Source organism: Devosia sp., from assembly GCF_040509215.1.
Taxonomy (GTDB): Bacteria; Pseudomonadota; Alphaproteobacteria; order Rhizobiales; family Devosiaceae; genus Devosia.
Window position 1 is genome coordinate 1 of the sequence record NZ_JBEVLL010000041.1, and the last position, 15,572, is coordinate 15,572.

The window sequence follows — 15,572 nt, forward strand, 5'->3', positions numbered from 1 at the left end:
GTCAGCCGCAGCGCCCACGTCACCACATCATGGCGCAGAAACTTCGCGCCGAACCGCACGCAAAGCTCGACATGGCGCTTCACCATGTCAATCTGCGCCTGCCGCCCCTCGCCTTGCAGAAAGCTCGCGCCAAGGCAAAAGCCCGAAATCGGCACACCCGTCCGCGCCACCGAAGCCTCAAGCCGCTTCAAAACGTCCTCGTCCCGGCTCAGGTCATAGCCCGCTTCCGTCCCCGGCGTCGCAAAGGAGAACGTCGCGACCTCAAGGTGTTCCGCCCCATGTTCTTGCAGCCAGTCGAACAGCGTTTCCAGCGTCATCCGGCCGTCGGCCAGCATGGGACGGAAACTGTAGGATGACAGGCCAATCTTCATTTCGGGCGCTCCTAAAAGCATGTCCCTCGAAAGGGGATACCGGTTTCGGGGCCGGGACATGCGTCCAATTGGATGAGAATTTTTTGCAACGTCGCATTCTGACTTTACATACCAATTAGAACCATTGATACCAATTGCATACCAGCACTTTCGACGGAAAATCGCGATGCCCATCTCTTCCACCGATGTCGTGATCATTGGCAGCGGCCCCACCGGCAGCGCCTATGCGCGGATCATTCGCCGCGACTGGCCCGAGGCCCGCATCGTGATCGTCGAAGCCGGCCCGCAGATCCTGCCCGAAGTTGGCGGCCATCTCGACAATGTGCTCGATCTCGACAAGCGCGCCGAGCTTGAAATTCTCGCCCAGGGCGGCGACCGCACTGCGCGCATGTCGATCAGCAAGGAAGAATGGGAAGCCCGCCGCGCCGGCGGTTTCGATGCATCCCTCCTCCGTCGCTCCGGCCTCTTCATCGCCAATGAGGGCGACGATGGCGAAGGCCTCTTTGCCGGGTTCTCCGCCGCCAATGTCGGCGGCATGGGCACCAAATGGTCGACCGGCACGCCGACCCCGTCTGAAGCCGAACGCGTCCCCTTCATCCCTGCCGCTGAACTCGACGCGGCCCTCCGCACCGCCGAGGGTCTTCTCGGCGTCCACAAGGACCCGCGCGGTCCCGATCCCATCGCCGTCACCATGCGCGAACGCCTCGGCGCCGAATTCAATCCCGGTCGCTCGCCCGACCGCGTCGTCCAGCCCATGCCCATGGCCGCCACGCCCGGCGCCGATGGCCCCCGCTGGCACGGCACCGACGTCGTCCTCGGCGACCTCGTAAAAGAGTCCGAAGACACGTTCCGCATCCTGGCTGAAACCACCTGCCGCAAGATCAATTATGAAGGCGGCCGCGCCACCGGCGTCGTCCTCGCCCGCACCGGCACTGACGAAACCTGGACCCTGTCCGCCGGCGCCGTCGTCGTCGCCTGCGACGCCCTCCACACGCCCCAGCTCCTCCATGCCTCGGGCATCCGCCCTGCCGCGCTTGGCCGCTATATCAACGACCACTACATCGTCTCGCAGATCGCCGAACTCGACACCAATGTGCCGATGAAGGCAATGAGCTGGATTCCGGCCACCAACGAACTGCCTTTCTCGGTGACCATCGCTCCGGCGAGCCTCCACACCATGCCAAAGTCCTCGGAGCTTTTCGGCCAGCCCATCGGCATGGGCGTCTTCTGCCCGGCCGATATCGACGAGAAGAACCACATCGCCTTCGACGACACCAAACTCGACTGGCACGGCCTCCCGAGCATTTCCATCCGCTGGACCCAGTCCGAGGGTGACAAGAAGCGCCTGGAATGGGCCAAGGAAACCGCGCTGAAAGTTGCCGAAATCATCGGCCGCCCTGCCCCCGGCTTCGCCACCTTCGTGCAGCCCGTCGGCAGCTCCTTGCACTATCAGGGCACCGTCCGCATGGGCGAAAAGGACGATGGCACCAGCGTCTGCGATCGCAACAGCCGCGTTTGGGGCTTTGACAATCTCTATGTCGCCGGCAATGGCGTCATTCCCACCGTGACCGCCACCAATCCGACGCTTTATTCGACTGCTCTGGCCACCTTCGGCGCCCGCCAGATCGCCAAAGAACGCCGCACTGCTTGATTTCGTCCACCCGCGGGCTGTCACCCCGGCGAAGGCCGGGGCCCATCCTGGGATGACCTAACAAGGCCGAACCAAACCTTCAGGAGACCCGAAATGACCAACACGAAATTGAAGGTATTGGTCGTCGGCCTTGGCCAGATGGGCCGTAGCCACGCCATTGCCTATCACACCCATCCCGGCTTCGAGATCGTCGGCCTCGTCAATCGCTCGGCCCCCACCCTGCCCGCCGAGCTGAACGGCTATCCCATCCGCAACGACTACGCGGCCGCTCTCGCCGAGTTCAGGCCCGACGTCGTCTCGATCGCAACCCACACCAATACCCATGCCGACTATGCCGTGGCCGCCCTTGAATCGGGCGCCCATGTCTTCGTCGAAAAGCCGCTCGCCGCCACCGTCGCCGATGCCCAGCGTGTCGTCGACACAGCCGTGGCGAATAACAAAAAAGTTGTCATCGGCTATATCCTCCGCCACCACCCCTCCTGGACCAAGCTGATCGAGGAATCGAGAAACCTCGGCGGCCCCTATGTCTTCCGCATGAATCTCAATCAGCAGTCCTCGGGCCCCGCCTGGGACATTCACCGCTCGATCATGCAGACCACCTCGCCCATCGTCGATTGCGGCGTGCACTATGTCGACGTCATGTGCCAGATCACCGACGCAAAGCCCGTCGAAGTGCGTGGCATGGGCGTCAACCTCGCCAAGGGCCTGCCGCAGGGCATGTATAATTACGGCCACTTCCAGGTGCTGTTCGATGATGGCAGCGTCGGCTGGTACGAAGCGGGCTGGGGCCCGATGATGTCGGAAACCGCCTTCTTCGTGAAGGACGTCATCTCGCCCAATGGCTCGGTCTCCATCGTCATGGACCAGGGCGCCGCCTCGGCCGATATCAACGCCCACACCCAGACTTCGCGTATCCTCGTCCACCACGCGGGCCTTGATGGCAACAACAAGCCCGCCCGCCCCGACGACTGGCTCGACATGCATGGCGAACCCGACCATCAGGGTCTCTGCGATCGCGAACAAGACTTCGTCTACCGCGCCATCACCGAGAACTTTGACCTCACCCGCCACATGAACGACGCCGTCACCTCGCTCAACATCTGCCTCGCGGCCGACGAGAGCGTGCGCACGGGTCTCGCGGTAAAGCTCTAGGATTCAGGCGCGCACCGCTGGGGCTTCGTGGCTCCCGTCACCCCACCCTCATTCCCTCCCCCTTGTGGGGAGGGATTAAGGGTGGGGGCGCTGCGCCAGCTGCTGGCGAAATATAGCCATTTGCACTGTCACCCACGGCAGGCATAGTGCTAGCTATCCCGCCGCCTCATTGCCTCCGGAGTTTTCCATGACCACCATCGCCCTCATCGGACCCGGCGCCATTGGCGGCACGGTGGCAGCCTGGCTTGCCCAGGACCCATCCATCGAGGTCACCGTCTGCGCGCGAACCCCCTTTGACGATCTGCAGGTCGAAACACCCCAGGGACTGATCACGGCAAAGCCAAAGATCATCACCAAGCCGGCCGATGGCACGCCCGTCGATTGGGTCCTCATCGCCACCAAGACCTATGACGCCGACGCGACAAAACCCTGGCTCGACCATCTTCTTGCCGACCACACCCGCGTCGCCATCATCCAGAACGGGGTCGAGCACGAGCGCCTGTTCGAGCATCTCGTGCCCGCCGCCCGCATTGTCCCCGTCATCATCAACCTGCCCGCCGCCCGCAGCGCCCCCGGCCGCATCGCCCAGCACCGCCACGGCATCATCTCCGTGCCTGCCGGCCAGAACGGCGAGGATTTTTCCGCCCTCTTTGCCAAAACCGAGATCGAAGCAGCAGCCCACGCCGATTTCGTCTCGCAGGCCTGGCTGAAGCTCACCGGCAATTCCATCGCCATCGTGCCCTCGCTGACCCTGCGCGCCACCGGCCCCGCCTGGAACCCCGACCTCGAAGCTATCGTCCGCGGCATCGTCGAGGAATGTGCCGCGGTCGGGCGCGCCGAAGGCGCAACCATCCCCGACGACTTCGTCGAACAGGCCATCGGCAATTCGCGCAATATGCCCGAAGGCAGCTCCGGCGGCTCGCTCCATGCCGATCGCCTCGCCGGTCACCCCATGGAAGTGGACGCCCGCAATGGCGTCATCGTCCGGCTCGGCCAGAAGCACGGCATCCCCACGCCGATGAACAAGGTGCTGGTGACACTCCTCACCGCCTCCGGCGCGCCGTGGATCGAAAAAACACCGCGCTAAGCTCTCTTCCGCCCGCCTTATTCCTCTGGCATCTTTCGGGCACCAACCGGAGGCCTTCATGACGGAAACCGTCGTCCTGCCCACTCATCACGCACCGCGCCGCGGCAACACGTTCATCGTGCCGCTGCTGGTCGTTCCCTTCGTGCTCTACAATATCGCCGTCTTCGTTTTCTTCGGCGGCAATCCGGTCAATTGGGGCGCAGGTCTTTTCTCCATCCCCATGCCCTCGGGCATGCCCTGGGCCATCACCGCCGGCGATCTGCTGCTCGTGGTCGGCATTCTGGCGCTGTTCTTCGAAGTGCTGAAATCGACCCAGACAGCGCGCAATTCCATCATCGAGCATATGCTTTCCATGCTGCTCTTCGTGGTCTTCCTCATCGAATTCCTGCTGGTGGGCGCCGCGTCCAGCTCGGTCTTCTTCCTGCTGATGGTCATGAGCCTGATCGACGTCGTCGCCGGCTTCACTGTCTCCATCACCAGCGCCAGCCGCGACGTATCAATGAGCTGAAGCCAGCTCGCCCTGAAAAGCAAAATCCCCGCTCATCGGGCGGGGATTTCTTTTTGTACCGATCAGACGACGACGGTCTTGCGATACCCTTCCGGCATCCGCTTCACGGCAACCCCGGCACCCTGCCGATAGGCCCCCACGGCCCGGTCGACACTCGCCGTCCGGCGCTCACGTTGGCTCGGCAGGTGTTCTCGCGCCGCAATCAACTGGCTGACAAAGGCGGCAGTCGGCGCGCTCCAGGCGAGTGAGGGTCGCGGGCCCGCTACCGTGACCGGTACGGGAAGCTGCGTCCGCTGTGTTTCAATCTCGCTCATTCTGGTCTCCCGCCTGTGTCATCGAGGGCCAGTTGTTCCACTTTGAAACGGATCAACCGGCCCCTGCACATCAAGGTGCAAGGCGCGTGCCAGACGTTAACAGTCTGTTAACGATTTGGGATCCCAAAATGTGATGGGCTCACAGCGAAAGCTGCATCACATGCCGCCGCTTCCCCTCGCGGCCCGTCTCGGCAAAACCGGCCCGCTCGAAGGCCGGAACGAAACCCATATAGCGGTAACTCGGGGAATCCGGGTCGACCGGATAGGCCTCCAGCAGTTTGCCGCCTTGTTTCTTCACATAGGCTGCCGCGCCCTTGATAAACGCATTGGCCAGCCCCTCCCCGCGCCGGGCCCGCGGCACGAACATGCAGGTCAGCGACCACACTCCATCGCTCTCCTCCACGCCACCGAGCTTGCGGAAATTCTCCTTTGGCGCCAGGGATATCCAGCCGATCGGCTCGCCCTCCTCATAGGCCAGCAACCCCACCTGCACCCCGTCGGCAATGCGCCCAAGCATCTGCTTTTTCCGCAGGGGCCGCGAACTGTTCTTGATCTCCTCTGGCGTCGCCCGCCAGGCCATGCACCAGCAATAGCTGGGGCTGCCCTTGGCGGAAAACAGCTTTTCGAAATCGCCGACCGTCTTGTCCGTCACCGGCTTGAAGGTCAGCTTGTCGCTCATCAGAAATTGTCCTTGCCCTTGCGGATGGCCGCAAAAACCTCAAAAGCCTCTTTTCCTTCAATGCCATAGTAGCGCGCCAGTTCCGGCGCATCGGCCCTGAGGAACGGATTGGCCCGCTTGTCCTCGCCCAGTTCGAACGGAATGGTCGCCTTCCCCGCCAGTCGTAGCGCCTTCACTTCCGCCGCCCGCGCCTGCAGCGCCAGATTGTCGGGATCGACACTCAAGGCGAACCGCGCATTGCTCTCGGTATATTCGTGCCCGCAATAAACCAGCGTCTCATCCGGCAGCGCCCGCAGCCGCTCCAGTCCCGCCCACATCGGCCCCGGCGTCCCCTCGAACATCCGTCCAACACCGAGCGAAAACAGCGCATCTGCCGAGAAGAGATGTTTGTTTGCAGCATCATGATAAACGATGTGCCCAAGCGTATGGCCTGGTGTTTCGATGATGTCGAACGCGGTCTCGCCCAGCATGACCCGGTCGCCATCGCCGACCAGTTCATCGAGCCCCTCGATCTTGTCCGCCTCCGCCCGCGGACCCACCACCCGGCTGCCGAAAGCGGCCTTCAATTCCCCAATGCCTTCGACATGATCGAGATGATGATGGGTGATGAAAATGTCGCTGAGCGTCCAGCCACGCATGTGCAAGGCATTGCGGATCGCCGCCGCTTCCGGCGCATCGAGTGCGGCCGTGCGGCCCGTCGCCTCGTCATGGATGAGATAGCCGAAATTGTCCTGGCGGGCGGGAAAGACGTCGACGATCACGGCCATCTGTGGCTCCTTTTCTTGGGTGAGGGAAGGCTAGGTCCGATACCCCGCGATGACAACCCGCATGGCTTTGGCTAGACTTGATTCATGAGCAGCGATATCGGCCGCCTGATCGCCTATTACAAATCGCCTTTGGGGCGCATCTCCCGCGCTTTGGTGCGCGAGCAGATCATTGGCCTCTCCGGCGATCTCAAGGGCCGCCGCGTCCTCGGCCTCGGCTTTGCCACCCCCTATCTGCGCTTCGCCCTCGCTCCGGCCGAGCGCGTCCTCGCCTTCATGCCCGAGCGTCAGGGCGCCTCGGCCTGGCCGCGCGAAGGCCCGTCGCACACCGTCCTCTGTGATCCCCTCGAAATGCCGCTCGCGGACGCCTCAATCGACATCACCATCGCCGTTCATGCCCTCGAGCATGTCGCCGATGCCGAGGAACTGATGCGCGAACTCTGGCGTGTCACCGCACCCAATGGTCACCTCGTGCTGGTCGTGCCACGCCGCCGCGGCATCTGGGCCCAGCGCGACGTGACCCCTTTCGGGCAAGGCGTCCCCTATTCGGGTGGTCAGCTTGAAAAGCTGCTGCGCGACCACAGCTTCGTGCCCGAAGCCTGGCGCGATGGCCTCTTCATGCCACCCATCCAGTCCTCGCTCGTCCTGCGTTCCGCCCGCTTCTTCGAGCGCATCGGCCGCCTCTTCGGCCCGCCGATGAGCGGGGTCATCTGCGTAAGGGCCCGCAAGGAAGCCTTCCCCGCCGTGCCCCGCCGCAAGCGTGCCGAACGCTATGTGCGCCTCCCAGGCCTTTCCGCGGCAACCGCCCGCTCAAGCTGAGAGAGCCTTTGCCTTTATTCCCCGCTTTGCATATGGTCCGCGCGGCCTTTCCTGCCTGTCATAAAAGTGCGTCATGACCGCTCCCACTCGCCCCACTCCGCAGCCCGGAATTTTGGATATCGCGCCCTATCTGCCGGGCAAATCCGGCGCGCCGGGCAGCAAGGCGATAAAACTCTCAGCCAATGAATCCCCGCTCGGCGCCAGCCCCAAGGCCGTGGCTGCCTTTGCGAGCGCTGCGCAGCACCTCGAAATCTACCCCGAAGGTTCCTCGCGCCTGCTGCGCGAAGCCCTCGGCGAAGTGCACGGCGTCGATCCCGCCCGCATCATCTGCGGCAATGGCTCAGACGACCTGTTGCACCTCCTCGCCCAGACCTACCTTGGCGAAGGCAACGAGGCGGTGATGAACCGCTACGGCTTCTCGGTCTATCCGATCATCACCATGGCGGCCGGCGCAAAGATGGTCATGGTCGACGAAACCGATTACACCGCCGATGTCGACGCGCTCCTCGCCGCCGTCACCGAACGGACCAAGGTGATCTGGCTCGCCAATCCCAATAATCCGACTGGCACCTATCTCAGCGATGCCGAGGTGCGCCGGCTCCATGCCGCCCTCCGCCCCGACATCCTGCTCGTCATCGACAGCGCCTATGCCGAATATGTCACGGCCGCCGACTATTCCGTCGGCCTCGACCTCGTCGGCGAAGCCGAAAACGTCGTCATGGTCCGCACCTTCTCCAAGATGGGCCTTGCCGCCGCTCGCATCGGCTGGATGGTCGCCCCTGATCACGTGACCGATGCGATCCACCGCATTCGCGGCCCCTTCAACGTCAACCTGCCCGCCCAATTGGCCGGCGCCGCCGCAACTCGCGACGTCGAATTCAACGCCAAGCTGCGCGAGCACAATGCCACGTGGCGCGAATGGCTGACGGTCGAACTCAGCGGCAACGCCATGCGCGTGCTGCCGAGCCAGGCCAATTTCATCCTAGTGCTCTTCCCCGACGCCGAAACCGCTGCCCGCGCCTTCGACACCTTGATGGAGGGCGGCTACATCGTGCGCGAAGTCGGCAAGTCCTATGGCATTCCCACGGGCCTGCGCATCTCCATCGGCTCCGAAGACGCCATGCGCGGCGTCGCAAAAATCCTCAAATCCATGGTGATCTCCCAATGAGCACCCACTTTCGCAAGCTAGCCCTGATCGGCATCGGCCTCATCGGTTCGTCCATCGCCCTCGCCGCCCGTCGCCAGGGTCTCGTGGATGTCATCTCCATCTCGACCCGCCGCCAGGAAACACTGGATGAAGCGCGCGAACTTGGCCTCGGCGATATCTACACCCTCGACGCCGCCGAAGCCGTACGCGGCGCCGACCTCGTCATTCTCTGCGCACCCGTCGGCGCCTATGACGCGCTGGCAAAAGCCATCGCCCCCGCCCTCGAACCGGGCGCCATCGTCTCCGACGTCGGTTCGGTCAAGGAGCACGTCGTCAAGGTTGTTGCCCCGCATCTGCCGGCCAATGTGCATTTCATCCCCGGCCACCCGATTGCCGGCACCGAGCATTCCGGCCCCTCCGCCGGTTTCCCGGAGCTCTTCGCCGGTCGCTGGTGCGTCCTGACGCCGGGCGCCGAAGTGCCCGCGGCACAGACCGAAAAGCTTGCCGGCTTCTGGGCCGCCATGGGTTCGCAGGTCGAGATCATGGACGCGGCGCACCACGACATGGTGCTGGCCATCACCAGCCACATTCCGCACCTCGTCGCCTACAATATCGTGGGCACCGTCGCTGATCTTGAAACCGCGACCCAGTCCGAAGTCATCAAGTTTTCGGCCTCCGGCTTCCGCGATTTCACCCGCATTGCCGCTTCCGACCCGGTCATGTGGCGCGACGTTTTCCTGACCAATCGCGACGCGGTGCTCGAAATGCTCGGTCGCTTCCTTGAGGATCTTTCGGTGCTTCAGCGCGCCGTGCGCACTGGCGATGGCGACTCGCTCGAAGCCATGTTCACCCGCACCCGCGCCATCCGCCGCTCGATCATCAATGCCGGCCAGGAAACCGCCGCGCCCGACTTCGGCCGTCCGCACGAAACCCCGCCGACGCCAGAAACGGCCATCGTCCGCGAACATGGCGGCGGCGACGACGCCTAAAGGTCGAGCCGACCGTTCTTCCCCACGCAGTTGGCGCGCTCCCCATAGGTGCGCGCCCTCTCCTCGACGATCCCGGCAACCCTGAGCAGCCCCGCGTTGGGCCGCGCTGGATTCCTCACGATTGGATTGGGCAGCGTCACCGCCAGCAAACTCGCCGTGCGCCAATCAAGATTCTGCGGCTCCCGCCCGAAGGCTCGTTCGCTCCCGGCGGCCACGCCGAACTCGCCCCGCGGCCCCCATTCGGCGATGTTGAGATAGATCTCCATGATCCGCTTCTTGGGCAGGATCAGGTCGAGATAGACCGCCAGCGGCACTTCCAGGGCTTTTCGAATTGGGTCGGGATCGTTCCAGAGAAAGAGGTTCCGCGCCACCTGCATGGTCAGCGTCGAGGCCCCCCGCGTCGGCTCGCCGGCAATGAAATTATCGATTTCGGCCTGCAAGGCACCAACATCGACACCCCAATGACGGCAGAATTGCCCATCTTCCGAGAGAATGATGGAAGCCTTCAACCGGTCCGAAATATCGTCGATATCGCGCCATATCCGCACCACCGGCCGACCGGTGACATAGCGCTCCAGCATCGGCACTGAAATGGGGGCAACGACCAGATAAACCGGCGTTAGCACCAGCGGAATGGCGACCAGCACCGCAATGACGGTGCCGAGAAAGCGCAGTGCCCGCCAAATACCCTTGGATGCTTTTCGTGCCATGGCATGGTGATAGCCGCAGTTGGTGTGGCGGCCAAGGCCGGAAGTCCCCTTGAAGCCTTCATGCCAACGGGTTAGCAACGAGCCATGTACGACTTTTCCGCCGACAGTGCCGATTGCGCCCGCGCCGTTGAGGCCGGTCTTTCCGATTTTCTGACCGGTGCGCGGCTCTCCGGCCCCGGCCCGGCGGCCGACCGCGTCGTCGCCGCCATGCGCCACGGCGCGCTCGAAGGCGGCAAGCGCCTGCGTCCCCTGCTTGTCCGCCAGGCCGCGGCCATCTTCTCACTACCGCCCTCTTCCTCGCTGCTGACCGGCCTCGCCGTCGAAATGGTGCACTGCTATTCGCTGATCCACGACGACCTGCCAGCGATGGACGACGACGACCTGCGCCGCGGCCGCCCCACTGTTCACAAGGCATTTGACGAGGCCTCCGCCATCCTGGCCGGCGACGCCCTTCTCACCCACGCCTTCGCCGTCCTCGGCGACGCCTCCTGCCATGCCGATCCCGCCGTGCGCATCCGCCTCGTCACCGAACTAGCTCTGGGCAGCGGCGCCGGCGGCATGGTCGGCGGCCAGATGCGCGATATCGAAGGGGAAAAAGGCGGTTTCTCCGAAGGCGAAATCTCCATCATGCAGGCGATGAAAACCGGCGCCCTGATCCGCGCCAGCGTCCGCATGGGCGCCATTCTCGGCGGCGCCGATCCCCGCGCCCTTTCGGCCATGACCGCCTATGCCGAAGCCGCCGGCCGCGCCTTCCAGCTCGCCGACGACATTTTGGACGTCACCGCCACGCCCGAAGCCATGGGCAAGGCGACCGGCAAGGACGCCGAAGCCGGCAAGCAGACGCTCGTTTCAAAACTCGGCGTCGATGGCGCCCGAAAAGTGCTCAGCGACACGGTCAACGAAGCCATTCTGGCGCTGCGCACCTTTGGCCCCAAGGCCGATGGCCTGCGCGCCACGGCAAAATACTTTGCGAGCCGGGAGAAGTAGCATGGCAAAGCTCCTCGCTGTCTGCACCGGCAAGGCGGAACACATCGAGGGCTATAGCCCGCTCACCGGCATCAACAAGCGCGCGATATCCGGCCCCGTCGCCATCGGCCCGCAAGGCATTGCCGAAGACGCCATCCTCGATCGCAAGCACCACGGCGGTTCCGATCAGGCCATCTACGTCTATTTCCAGGGCGATTATGACTGGTGGGCCAGGGAAGGCGTCGCCTCCACACCGGGCCTCTTCGGCGAAAACCTCGTCATCCAGGGCCCCATCAGCGCCGATACGGCCATTGGCGACCGCTTTGAGATGGGCGACTGCCTCTTGGAAGTCACTTACCACCGCACGCCCTGCATGACCTTCGCCGCCAAGATGGGCGACAAATTCTGGGTCAAGCGCTTCCACCGCGCCAACCGCCCCGGCGCCTATTGCCGCGTGCTCAATCCCGGCACGATCGAGGCCGGAATGGACATCACCGTGACGCCCTATGCGGGCGAGCGCGTGACGGTGTCCGAGCTGATGTCCTTCGATACCTCGAAGGACCTGCCGCTCGATTTCATGCGCCGCGCGGTGACGACGCCGATCCGGGAAAAGACCCGCTTCAAATACGAAACCCGCCTTGCGGACCTTTTTTGAGTTGTTTTGCCGATGAGCCTCGAATCCGTCCGCACCGACCTTGCCGCCCGCGCGCCCGACCTCGCCGTTGAAGTGACCGACAATTCCACTGCCACGGTGCAACTTGCAGCCGAAGTACACGGCGTCGAGCCCGGTCAGATCGCCAAAACCCTCTGCATTCGCATCCGCGACGAGGGAGTGCTGCTGGTCACCCGCGGCGATGCCCGCCTCGACAACCAGAAATCCAAATCCGCCTTCGGCGGCCGCCCACGCATGCTCGGCGCTGAAGACGTCCTGCGCCTCACGAGCCATCAGGTCGGCGGCGTCTGCCCCTTCGGCCTCCCCGCGCCGCTGCCGATCTATCTCGACGCCTCGCTCAGGATTTACGACCTCGTCATTCCCGCCGGCGGCGACACGCACGCCTCGGTCAAATTGAGCGTCGACCGCCTCGCCGAACTCTGCGGCAACAAGTGGGTGGATGCTTGCCAGCTTCCGGAGTGAGCCTGTCCCCGGAAGAGTTCATCCGCCAGCGTTTCAGCCTGGCGCCGCTCCCCTTCCGCCCCGACATTTCGCTCTATCGCCCCACCCCGCAAAGCGGGCTGATTGGCTTTCTGGCCCAGCAGGGCCGCGCCGATGAGCCGCCCTATTGGGCCTATGCCTGGGCCGGCGGCGCCGTGCTGGCGCTCTATCTCCAGGACCATCCTGAAACCGTCGCCGGCAAAACCGTGCTCGATTTCGGCGCCGGCTCCGGCCTTGTCGGCATCGCCGCCGCCCGGGCTGGCGCGACAAAAATCTGGGCCATCGAGCCCGACCCCAATGCCCACGCCGCCATGATGCTCAATGCCAAAGCCAATGGCATCGAGATTGCCTCGTGGACCCAGCCTACCCTGCCCGAAGTCGACCTCATCCTCGCCGGTGACGTCTTCTACGACACCTCCGTCACCCGCCACACCCTGCCCATCCTCGCGGCCGCCGCGACCCACACAAAAATCCTCGTGGGCGATCCGTTCCGCCGCGACCTGCCGCTCGATCATCTGGACCTGCTCGCCGAATATACCGTGCCCGACATGGGCGGTGGCGCGCCGGTTCGGGCTGGCGTCTTCGCCCTGCGTCCGGGGAATATCGGAAATGCCCCATAGCGCTTGCCGGAAAATCGGGAAAATCCTATATCCACAGCCAAGCGAGGACGACCTCCCCCACTAAGGGTTCAGCGCTCGGGACGGCCCGGAACCACAGGGGATTTCCCATGCGGACCACCGCCGACCGTATTCGCCACGCCGTCAGTTTCGAGGTCATCGGCATCATCATCGCAACGCCGCTCGCGGCCTTTGCATTCCATTTGCCTAGCGGCGATTCCGCGGTAATCGTCGTGGCCAGCGCCACCGTCGCCATGCTCTGGAACTATGTCTACAACCTCGGCTTCGACCACGCGATGCAGCGCCTCACCGGCGGCACCGCCAAGACGACACGCATCCGTGTCGCCCATGCCGTGCTGTTCGAGCTTGGCCTTCTGATGATCATGCTGCCGCTCGTTGCCTGGTATCTGCAGATTTCCATCTGGCAGGCCCTGGTCATGGATATCGCGCTTGCCCTCTTCTACATGGGCTACGCCTTCGTCTTTAACTGGGGCTATGACCGGGTCTTCCCGCTGCCCGAGTGGAAGGCAAAAGAGGCCTGATCGACTAGAACCAAGGGGCGCCCAAAGCGCCCCTTTTGACTATCCCAGATACCCGGTGAATTTTAACGCCCCGAGCACGATGATCAGCATGGCGAGCCAGAAAATTCGCCTTTGATTGCGCTCGTTCATTCCGCGGCGTTCTGCCGTCCGGTGCCGAACTTGCGCTCGATATAGTCGGCCACCATCACCTTGAACTGATCGGCCACATCGGCCCCGCGCAGCGTCGCGACCTTCTGCCCATCGACAAAGACGGGAGCCGCCGGGGTTTCACCGGTGCCCGGCAGCGAAATGCCGATATTGGCGTGCTTGCTCTCGCCCGGTCCATTGACGATGCAGCCCATCACCGCCACCGACAGCGTCTCGACCCCCGGATAACGCTCGCGCCATTCCGGCATCGAGACATGGAGATGGTCCTGAATTTCCTTGGCCAGCGTCTGGAAAGTGCTCGAGGTGGTGCGCCCACAACCGGGGCAAGCCGCCACCACCGGCAGGAACTGCCGGAAGCCCATGGTCTGCAACAATTCCTGCGCGACCTTTACTTCGGTCGTTCGATCGCCACCCGGCTCGGGCGTCAGCGAAATACGGATGGTGTCGCCGATGCCCTGCTGCAACAGAATGCCCAGGGCCGCCGACGACGCGACAATGCCCTTCGAGCCCATGCCCGCTTCGGTCAGCCCCAGATGCAGCGCATAATCGCACCGCGCGGCAAGGTCCTGATAAACGGCGATGAGATGCTGCACATCCGACACCTTGGTCGAGAGGAGAATCTGGTCGCGGCGCATGCCCAGCTCTTCGGCACGGGCAGCAGAGAGCAGCGCCGACTGAATGATGGCCTCGCGCTGCACCGCCGCAGCCGAAATCGGCGCATCCGACACCGCGTTCTCGTCCATCAGCTTGGTGAGCAGCTCTTCGTCGAGCGAGCCCCAATTGACCCCGATGCGCACCGGCTTGTTATAGCGATTGGCAATCTCGATCAGCGTCGCGAACTGGGTATCGCGCTTGGCCTTGAACCCGACATTGCCCGGATTGATGCGATACTTTGCCAGCGCCTCGGCGCAGGCCGGATGGTCGGTGAGCAGCTTGTGGCCGATATAATGAAAGTCGCCGACCAGCGGCACGTCATAGCCCATGAAGGCCAGACGATCGCGAATGATCGGCACGGCGGCGGCGCTCTCGTCGCGATCAACGGTGATGCGCACGATCTCCGAACCGGCGCGTGCCAGTTGCATGACCTGCTTCACGGTCGCGTCGATATCGGCCGTATCGGTATTGGTCATGGATTGGACGACGACGGGCGCACCGCCCCCAACCATCACACCACCGACATTGACCCCGACTGACTGCCTACGCGGCGCTGGACCGGCCATTTTCATCCTCATTCACGCGTGCATTCGAGATAGGCCTTCCCTTCTCCGCGCGCAACTGGACAATAGCGTGACGGGTTGACCCAGCCAGGCCGTCGAAATCGACAAGAGCCATTCGTCGCGGTGTCGAACAGGAGCAAAAGCCATGACCTTCGCCGCTTATCTCACCAATATCGAAAAAGAGACCGGCGTCAGCCCCAGCGAGTTTATTCGCCTCGCCACCGAAAAGGGTTTTACCAAACCCGGGACCAAGGCGACGCAGATCACGGATTGGCTCAAAGCCGATTACAAGCTCGGACATGGCCACGCCATGGCCATCTACAAGCTCCTCAAGGAGCAGGGCGGGCTCGTTAACTAGACCGGCGCAGAGATGTGATCGACTTCCCCTTGAACCAGAAGCCATCGGGGCCATTTATTGATCATGATGAACATGCTCCTCCCCCGCCTCATCCTGTTCCGCAAGGAAGTCGTGCAGCTCTGGAAGGCCTTTCGGGCCGCCGAGACTCCGTTTTACCTGAAGGCGGCGACGCTGTTCGTTGCCTTCTATCTGGTCAATCCGTTCGACATCCTGCCCGATTTCATTCCGATCCTGGGCTGGGTTGACGACATCATCCTCGTGCCGCTGATGGTCAGCTGGATCGTCTCCCGCCTGCCCATTCCGGTTTACGCCGGCAAGTATGGCAAGACAGTCGATGGCAAAGCGCGGCGCATGTAATCGCTGACGCATTGATGGAAATGA

20 protein-coding genes are annotated in these 15,572 nt (G+C 63.4%); 14 read left to right on the plus strand and 6 right to left on the minus strand.

The window, feature by feature from the left end; translation table 11 throughout:
- A partial coding sequence (locus ABW043_RS01895; protein ID WP_353919551.1) for a sugar phosphate isomerase/epimerase family protein occupies positions 1-371 on the minus strand: 371 nt, incomplete at its 3' end.
- Positions 372-537: 166 nt separating this feature from the next.
- Here ABW043_RS01895 and ABW043_RS01900 point away from each other — a divergent pair.
- From ABW043_RS01900 to ABW043_RS01915, 4 genes are all read left to right on the plus strand, one after another.
- Entirely contained in the window at positions 538-2,022 is a 1,485-nt protein-coding gene (locus ABW043_RS01900; protein ID WP_353919552.1) for a GMC oxidoreductase, read from the plus strand.
- A gap of 93 nt (positions 2,023-2,115) precedes the next feature.
- The gene (locus tag ABW043_RS01905; RefSeq protein WP_353919553.1) at positions 2,116-3,174 is read left to right on the plus strand and encodes a Gfo/Idh/MocA family protein; all 1,059 of its coding nucleotides are present in this window, start codon (positions 2,116-2,118) and stop codon (positions 3,172-3,174) included.
- A 187-nt stretch (positions 3,175-3,361) separates the two neighbouring features.
- A complete protein-coding gene (locus ABW043_RS01910) occupies positions 3,362-4,261 on the plus strand; it encodes a 2-dehydropantoate 2-reductase (protein ID WP_353919554.1) in 900 nt (299 codons plus the stop codon).
- 58 nt (positions 4,262-4,319) lie between these two features.
- Entirely contained in the window at positions 4,320-4,769 is a 450-nt protein-coding gene (locus ABW043_RS01915; RefSeq protein WP_353919555.1) for a hypothetical protein, read from the plus strand.
- Between the two features lie 62 nt (positions 4,770-4,831).
- Here the strand turns inward: ABW043_RS01915 and ABW043_RS01920 are convergent, their stop codons facing one another.
- The 3 genes from ABW043_RS01920 to gloB all read right to left on the minus strand — a co-directional run bounded on the left by ABW043_RS01920 (position 4,832) and on the right by gloB (position 6,529).
- Positions 4,832-5,083 (minus strand): hypothetical protein, encoded by a 252-nt coding sequence (locus ABW043_RS01920; protein ID WP_353919556.1) that lies wholly within the window; start codon positions 5,081-5,083, stop codon positions 4,832-4,834.
- Positions 5,084-5,222: 139 nt separating this feature from the next.
- Positions 5,223-5,762 (minus strand): GNAT family N-acetyltransferase, encoded by a 540-nt coding sequence (locus ABW043_RS01925; protein WP_353919557.1) that lies wholly within the window; start codon positions 5,760-5,762, stop codon positions 5,223-5,225.
- On the minus strand, positions 5,762-6,529 hold the full coding sequence (gene gloB, locus ABW043_RS01930) for a hydroxyacylglutathione hydrolase (RefSeq protein ID WP_353919558.1): 768 nt from the start codon (positions 6,527-6,529) through the stop codon (positions 5,762-5,764). The genes ABW043_RS01925 and gloB overlap by 1 nt, the downstream gene beginning before the upstream one ends.
- 84 nt (positions 6,530-6,613) lie before the next feature.
- Here gloB and ABW043_RS01935 point away from each other — a divergent pair, with 84 nt between their 5' ends.
- The 3 genes from ABW043_RS01935 to ABW043_RS01945 all read left to right on the plus strand — a co-directional run bounded on the left by ABW043_RS01935 (position 6,614) and on the right by ABW043_RS01945 (position 9,481).
- The gene (locus tag ABW043_RS01935) at positions 6,614-7,345 is read left to right on the plus strand and encodes a class I SAM-dependent methyltransferase (RefSeq protein ID WP_353919559.1); all 732 of its coding nucleotides are present in this window, start codon (positions 6,614-6,616) and stop codon (positions 7,343-7,345) included.
- Positions 7,346-7,418: 73 nt separating this feature from the next.
- On the plus strand, positions 7,419-8,513 hold the full coding sequence (gene hisC, locus ABW043_RS01940; RefSeq protein WP_353919560.1) for a histidinol-phosphate transaminase: 1,095 nt from the start codon (positions 7,419-7,421) through the stop codon (positions 8,511-8,513).
- Entirely contained in the window at positions 8,510-9,481 is a 972-nt protein-coding gene (locus ABW043_RS01945; protein WP_353919561.1) for a prephenate/arogenate dehydrogenase family protein, read from the plus strand. Before hisC ends, ABW043_RS01945 begins: the two co-directional genes overlap by 4 nt.
- On the opposite strand, the gene ABW043_RS01950 is transcribed toward ABW043_RS01945, so the two are convergent.
- Positions 9,478-10,191 (minus strand): biosynthetic peptidoglycan transglycosylase, encoded by a 714-nt coding sequence (locus ABW043_RS01950; protein WP_353919562.1) that lies wholly within the window; start codon positions 10,189-10,191, stop codon positions 9,478-9,480. The genes ABW043_RS01945 and ABW043_RS01950 overlap by 4 nt on opposite strands.
- 84 nt (positions 10,192-10,275) lie before the next feature.
- Here ABW043_RS01950 and ABW043_RS01955 point away from each other — a divergent pair, with 84 nt between their 5' ends.
- From ABW043_RS01955 to ABW043_RS01975, 5 genes are all read left to right on the plus strand, one after another.
- On the plus strand, positions 10,276-11,178 hold the full coding sequence (locus tag ABW043_RS01955) for a polyprenyl synthetase family protein (protein WP_353919563.1): 903 nt from the start codon (positions 10,276-10,278) through the stop codon (positions 11,176-11,178).
- 1 nt (position 11,179) lies between these two features.
- Positions 11,180-11,812 (plus strand): MOSC domain-containing protein, encoded by a 633-nt coding sequence (locus ABW043_RS01960; RefSeq protein WP_353919564.1) that lies wholly within the window; start codon positions 11,180-11,182, stop codon positions 11,810-11,812.
- Between the two features lie 12 nt (positions 11,813-11,824).
- Positions 11,825-12,292 carry a YbaK/EbsC family protein gene (locus ABW043_RS01965; protein WP_353919565.1) on the plus strand — a complete coding sequence of 156 codons (468 nt, stop codon included), beginning with the start codon at positions 11,825-11,827 and terminating at the stop codon, positions 12,290-12,292.
- Positions 12,289-12,930, plus strand: coding sequence for a class I SAM-dependent methyltransferase (locus ABW043_RS01970; protein WP_353919566.1), 642 nt, complete (start codon positions 12,289-12,291; stop codon positions 12,928-12,930). Before ABW043_RS01965 ends, ABW043_RS01970 begins: the two co-directional genes overlap by 4 nt.
- A 107-nt stretch (positions 12,931-13,037) precedes the next feature.
- Positions 13,038-13,469 carry a PACE efflux transporter gene (locus ABW043_RS01975; protein ID WP_353919567.1) on the plus strand — a complete coding sequence of 144 codons (432 nt, stop codon included), beginning with the start codon at positions 13,038-13,040 and terminating at the stop codon, positions 13,467-13,469.
- Between the two features lie 125 nt (positions 13,470-13,594).
- On the opposite strand, the gene ispG is transcribed toward ABW043_RS01975, so the two are convergent.
- Positions 13,595-14,836, minus strand: coding sequence for a flavodoxin-dependent (E)-4-hydroxy-3-methylbut-2-enyl-diphosphate synthase (gene ispG / locus ABW043_RS01980; RefSeq protein WP_353919568.1), 1,242 nt, complete (start codon positions 14,834-14,836; stop codon positions 13,595-13,597).
- A 142-nt stretch (positions 14,837-14,978) separates the two neighbouring features.
- On the opposite strand from ispG, the gene ABW043_RS01985 reads away from it, so the two are divergent.
- Together ABW043_RS01985 and ABW043_RS01990 are read left to right on the plus strand one after the other, a co-directional pair.
- Positions 14,979-15,191 (plus strand): DUF4287 domain-containing protein, encoded by a 213-nt coding sequence (locus ABW043_RS01985; protein ID WP_353919569.1) that lies wholly within the window; start codon positions 14,979-14,981, stop codon positions 15,189-15,191.
- Between the two features lie 63 nt (positions 15,192-15,254).
- On the plus strand, positions 15,255-15,548 hold the full coding sequence (locus ABW043_RS01990; RefSeq protein ID WP_353919570.1) for a YkvA family protein: 294 nt from the start codon (positions 15,255-15,257) through the stop codon (positions 15,546-15,548).
- Positions 15,549-15,572: the final 24 nt, after the last annotated feature.

Excerpts from the sequence above, each read along its gene's own strand:
- ABW043_RS01900 (WP_353919552.1), top strand. The coding sequence starts at position 538 with ATGCCCATCTCTTCCACCGATGTCGTGATCATTGGCAGCGGCCCCACC.
- ABW043_RS01905 (WP_353919553.1), top strand. The coding sequence starts at position 2,116 with ATGACCAACACGAAATTGAAGGTATTGGTCGTCGGCCTTGGCCAGATG.
- ABW043_RS01910 (WP_353919554.1), top strand. The coding sequence starts at position 3,362 with ATGACCACCATCGCCCTCATCGGACCCGGCGCCATTGGCGGCACGGTG.
- ABW043_RS01915 (WP_353919555.1), top strand. The coding sequence starts at position 4,320 with ATGACGGAAACCGTCGTCCTGCCCACTCATCACGCACCGCGCCGCGGC.
- ABW043_RS01920 (WP_353919556.1), bottom strand. The coding sequence starts at position 5,083 with ATGAGCGAGATTGAAACACAGCGGACGCAGCTTCCCGTACCGGTCACG.
- ABW043_RS01925 (WP_353919557.1), bottom strand. The coding sequence starts at position 5,762 with ATGAGCGACAAGCTGACCTTCAAGCCGGTGACGGACAAGACGGTCGGC.
- gloB (WP_353919558.1), bottom strand. The coding sequence starts at position 6,529 with ATGGCCGTGATCGTCGACGTCTTTCCCGCCCGCCAGGACAATTTCGGC.
- ABW043_RS01935 (WP_353919559.1), top strand. The coding sequence starts at position 6,614 with ATGAGCAGCGATATCGGCCGCCTGATCGCCTATTACAAATCGCCTTTG.
- hisC (WP_353919560.1), top strand. The coding sequence starts at position 7,419 with ATGACCGCTCCCACTCGCCCCACTCCGCAGCCCGGAATTTTGGATATC.
- ABW043_RS01945 (WP_353919561.1), top strand. The coding sequence starts at position 8,510 with ATGAGCACCCACTTTCGCAAGCTAGCCCTGATCGGCATCGGCCTCATC.
- ABW043_RS01950 (WP_353919562.1), bottom strand. The coding sequence starts at position 10,191 with ATGGCACGAAAAGCATCCAAGGGTATTTGGCGGGCACTGCGCTTTCTC.
- ABW043_RS01955 (WP_353919563.1), top strand. The coding sequence starts at position 10,276 with ATGTACGACTTTTCCGCCGACAGTGCCGATTGCGCCCGCGCCGTTGAG.
- ABW043_RS01960 (WP_353919564.1), top strand. The coding sequence starts at position 11,180 with ATGGCAAAGCTCCTCGCTGTCTGCACCGGCAAGGCGGAACACATCGAG.
- ABW043_RS01965 (WP_353919565.1), top strand. The coding sequence starts at position 11,825 with ATGAGCCTCGAATCCGTCCGCACCGACCTTGCCGCCCGCGCGCCCGAC.
- ABW043_RS01975 (WP_353919567.1), top strand. The coding sequence starts at position 13,038 with ATGCGGACCACCGCCGACCGTATTCGCCACGCCGTCAGTTTCGAGGTC.
- ispG (WP_353919568.1), bottom strand. The coding sequence starts at position 14,836 with ATGGCCGGTCCAGCGCCGCGTAGGCAGTCAGTCGGGGTCAATGTCGGT.
- ABW043_RS01985 (WP_353919569.1), top strand. The coding sequence starts at position 14,979 with ATGACCTTCGCCGCTTATCTCACCAATATCGAAAAAGAGACCGGCGTC.
- ABW043_RS01990 (WP_353919570.1), top strand. The coding sequence starts at position 15,255 with ATGATGAACATGCTCCTCCCCCGCCTCATCCTGTTCCGCAAGGAAGTC.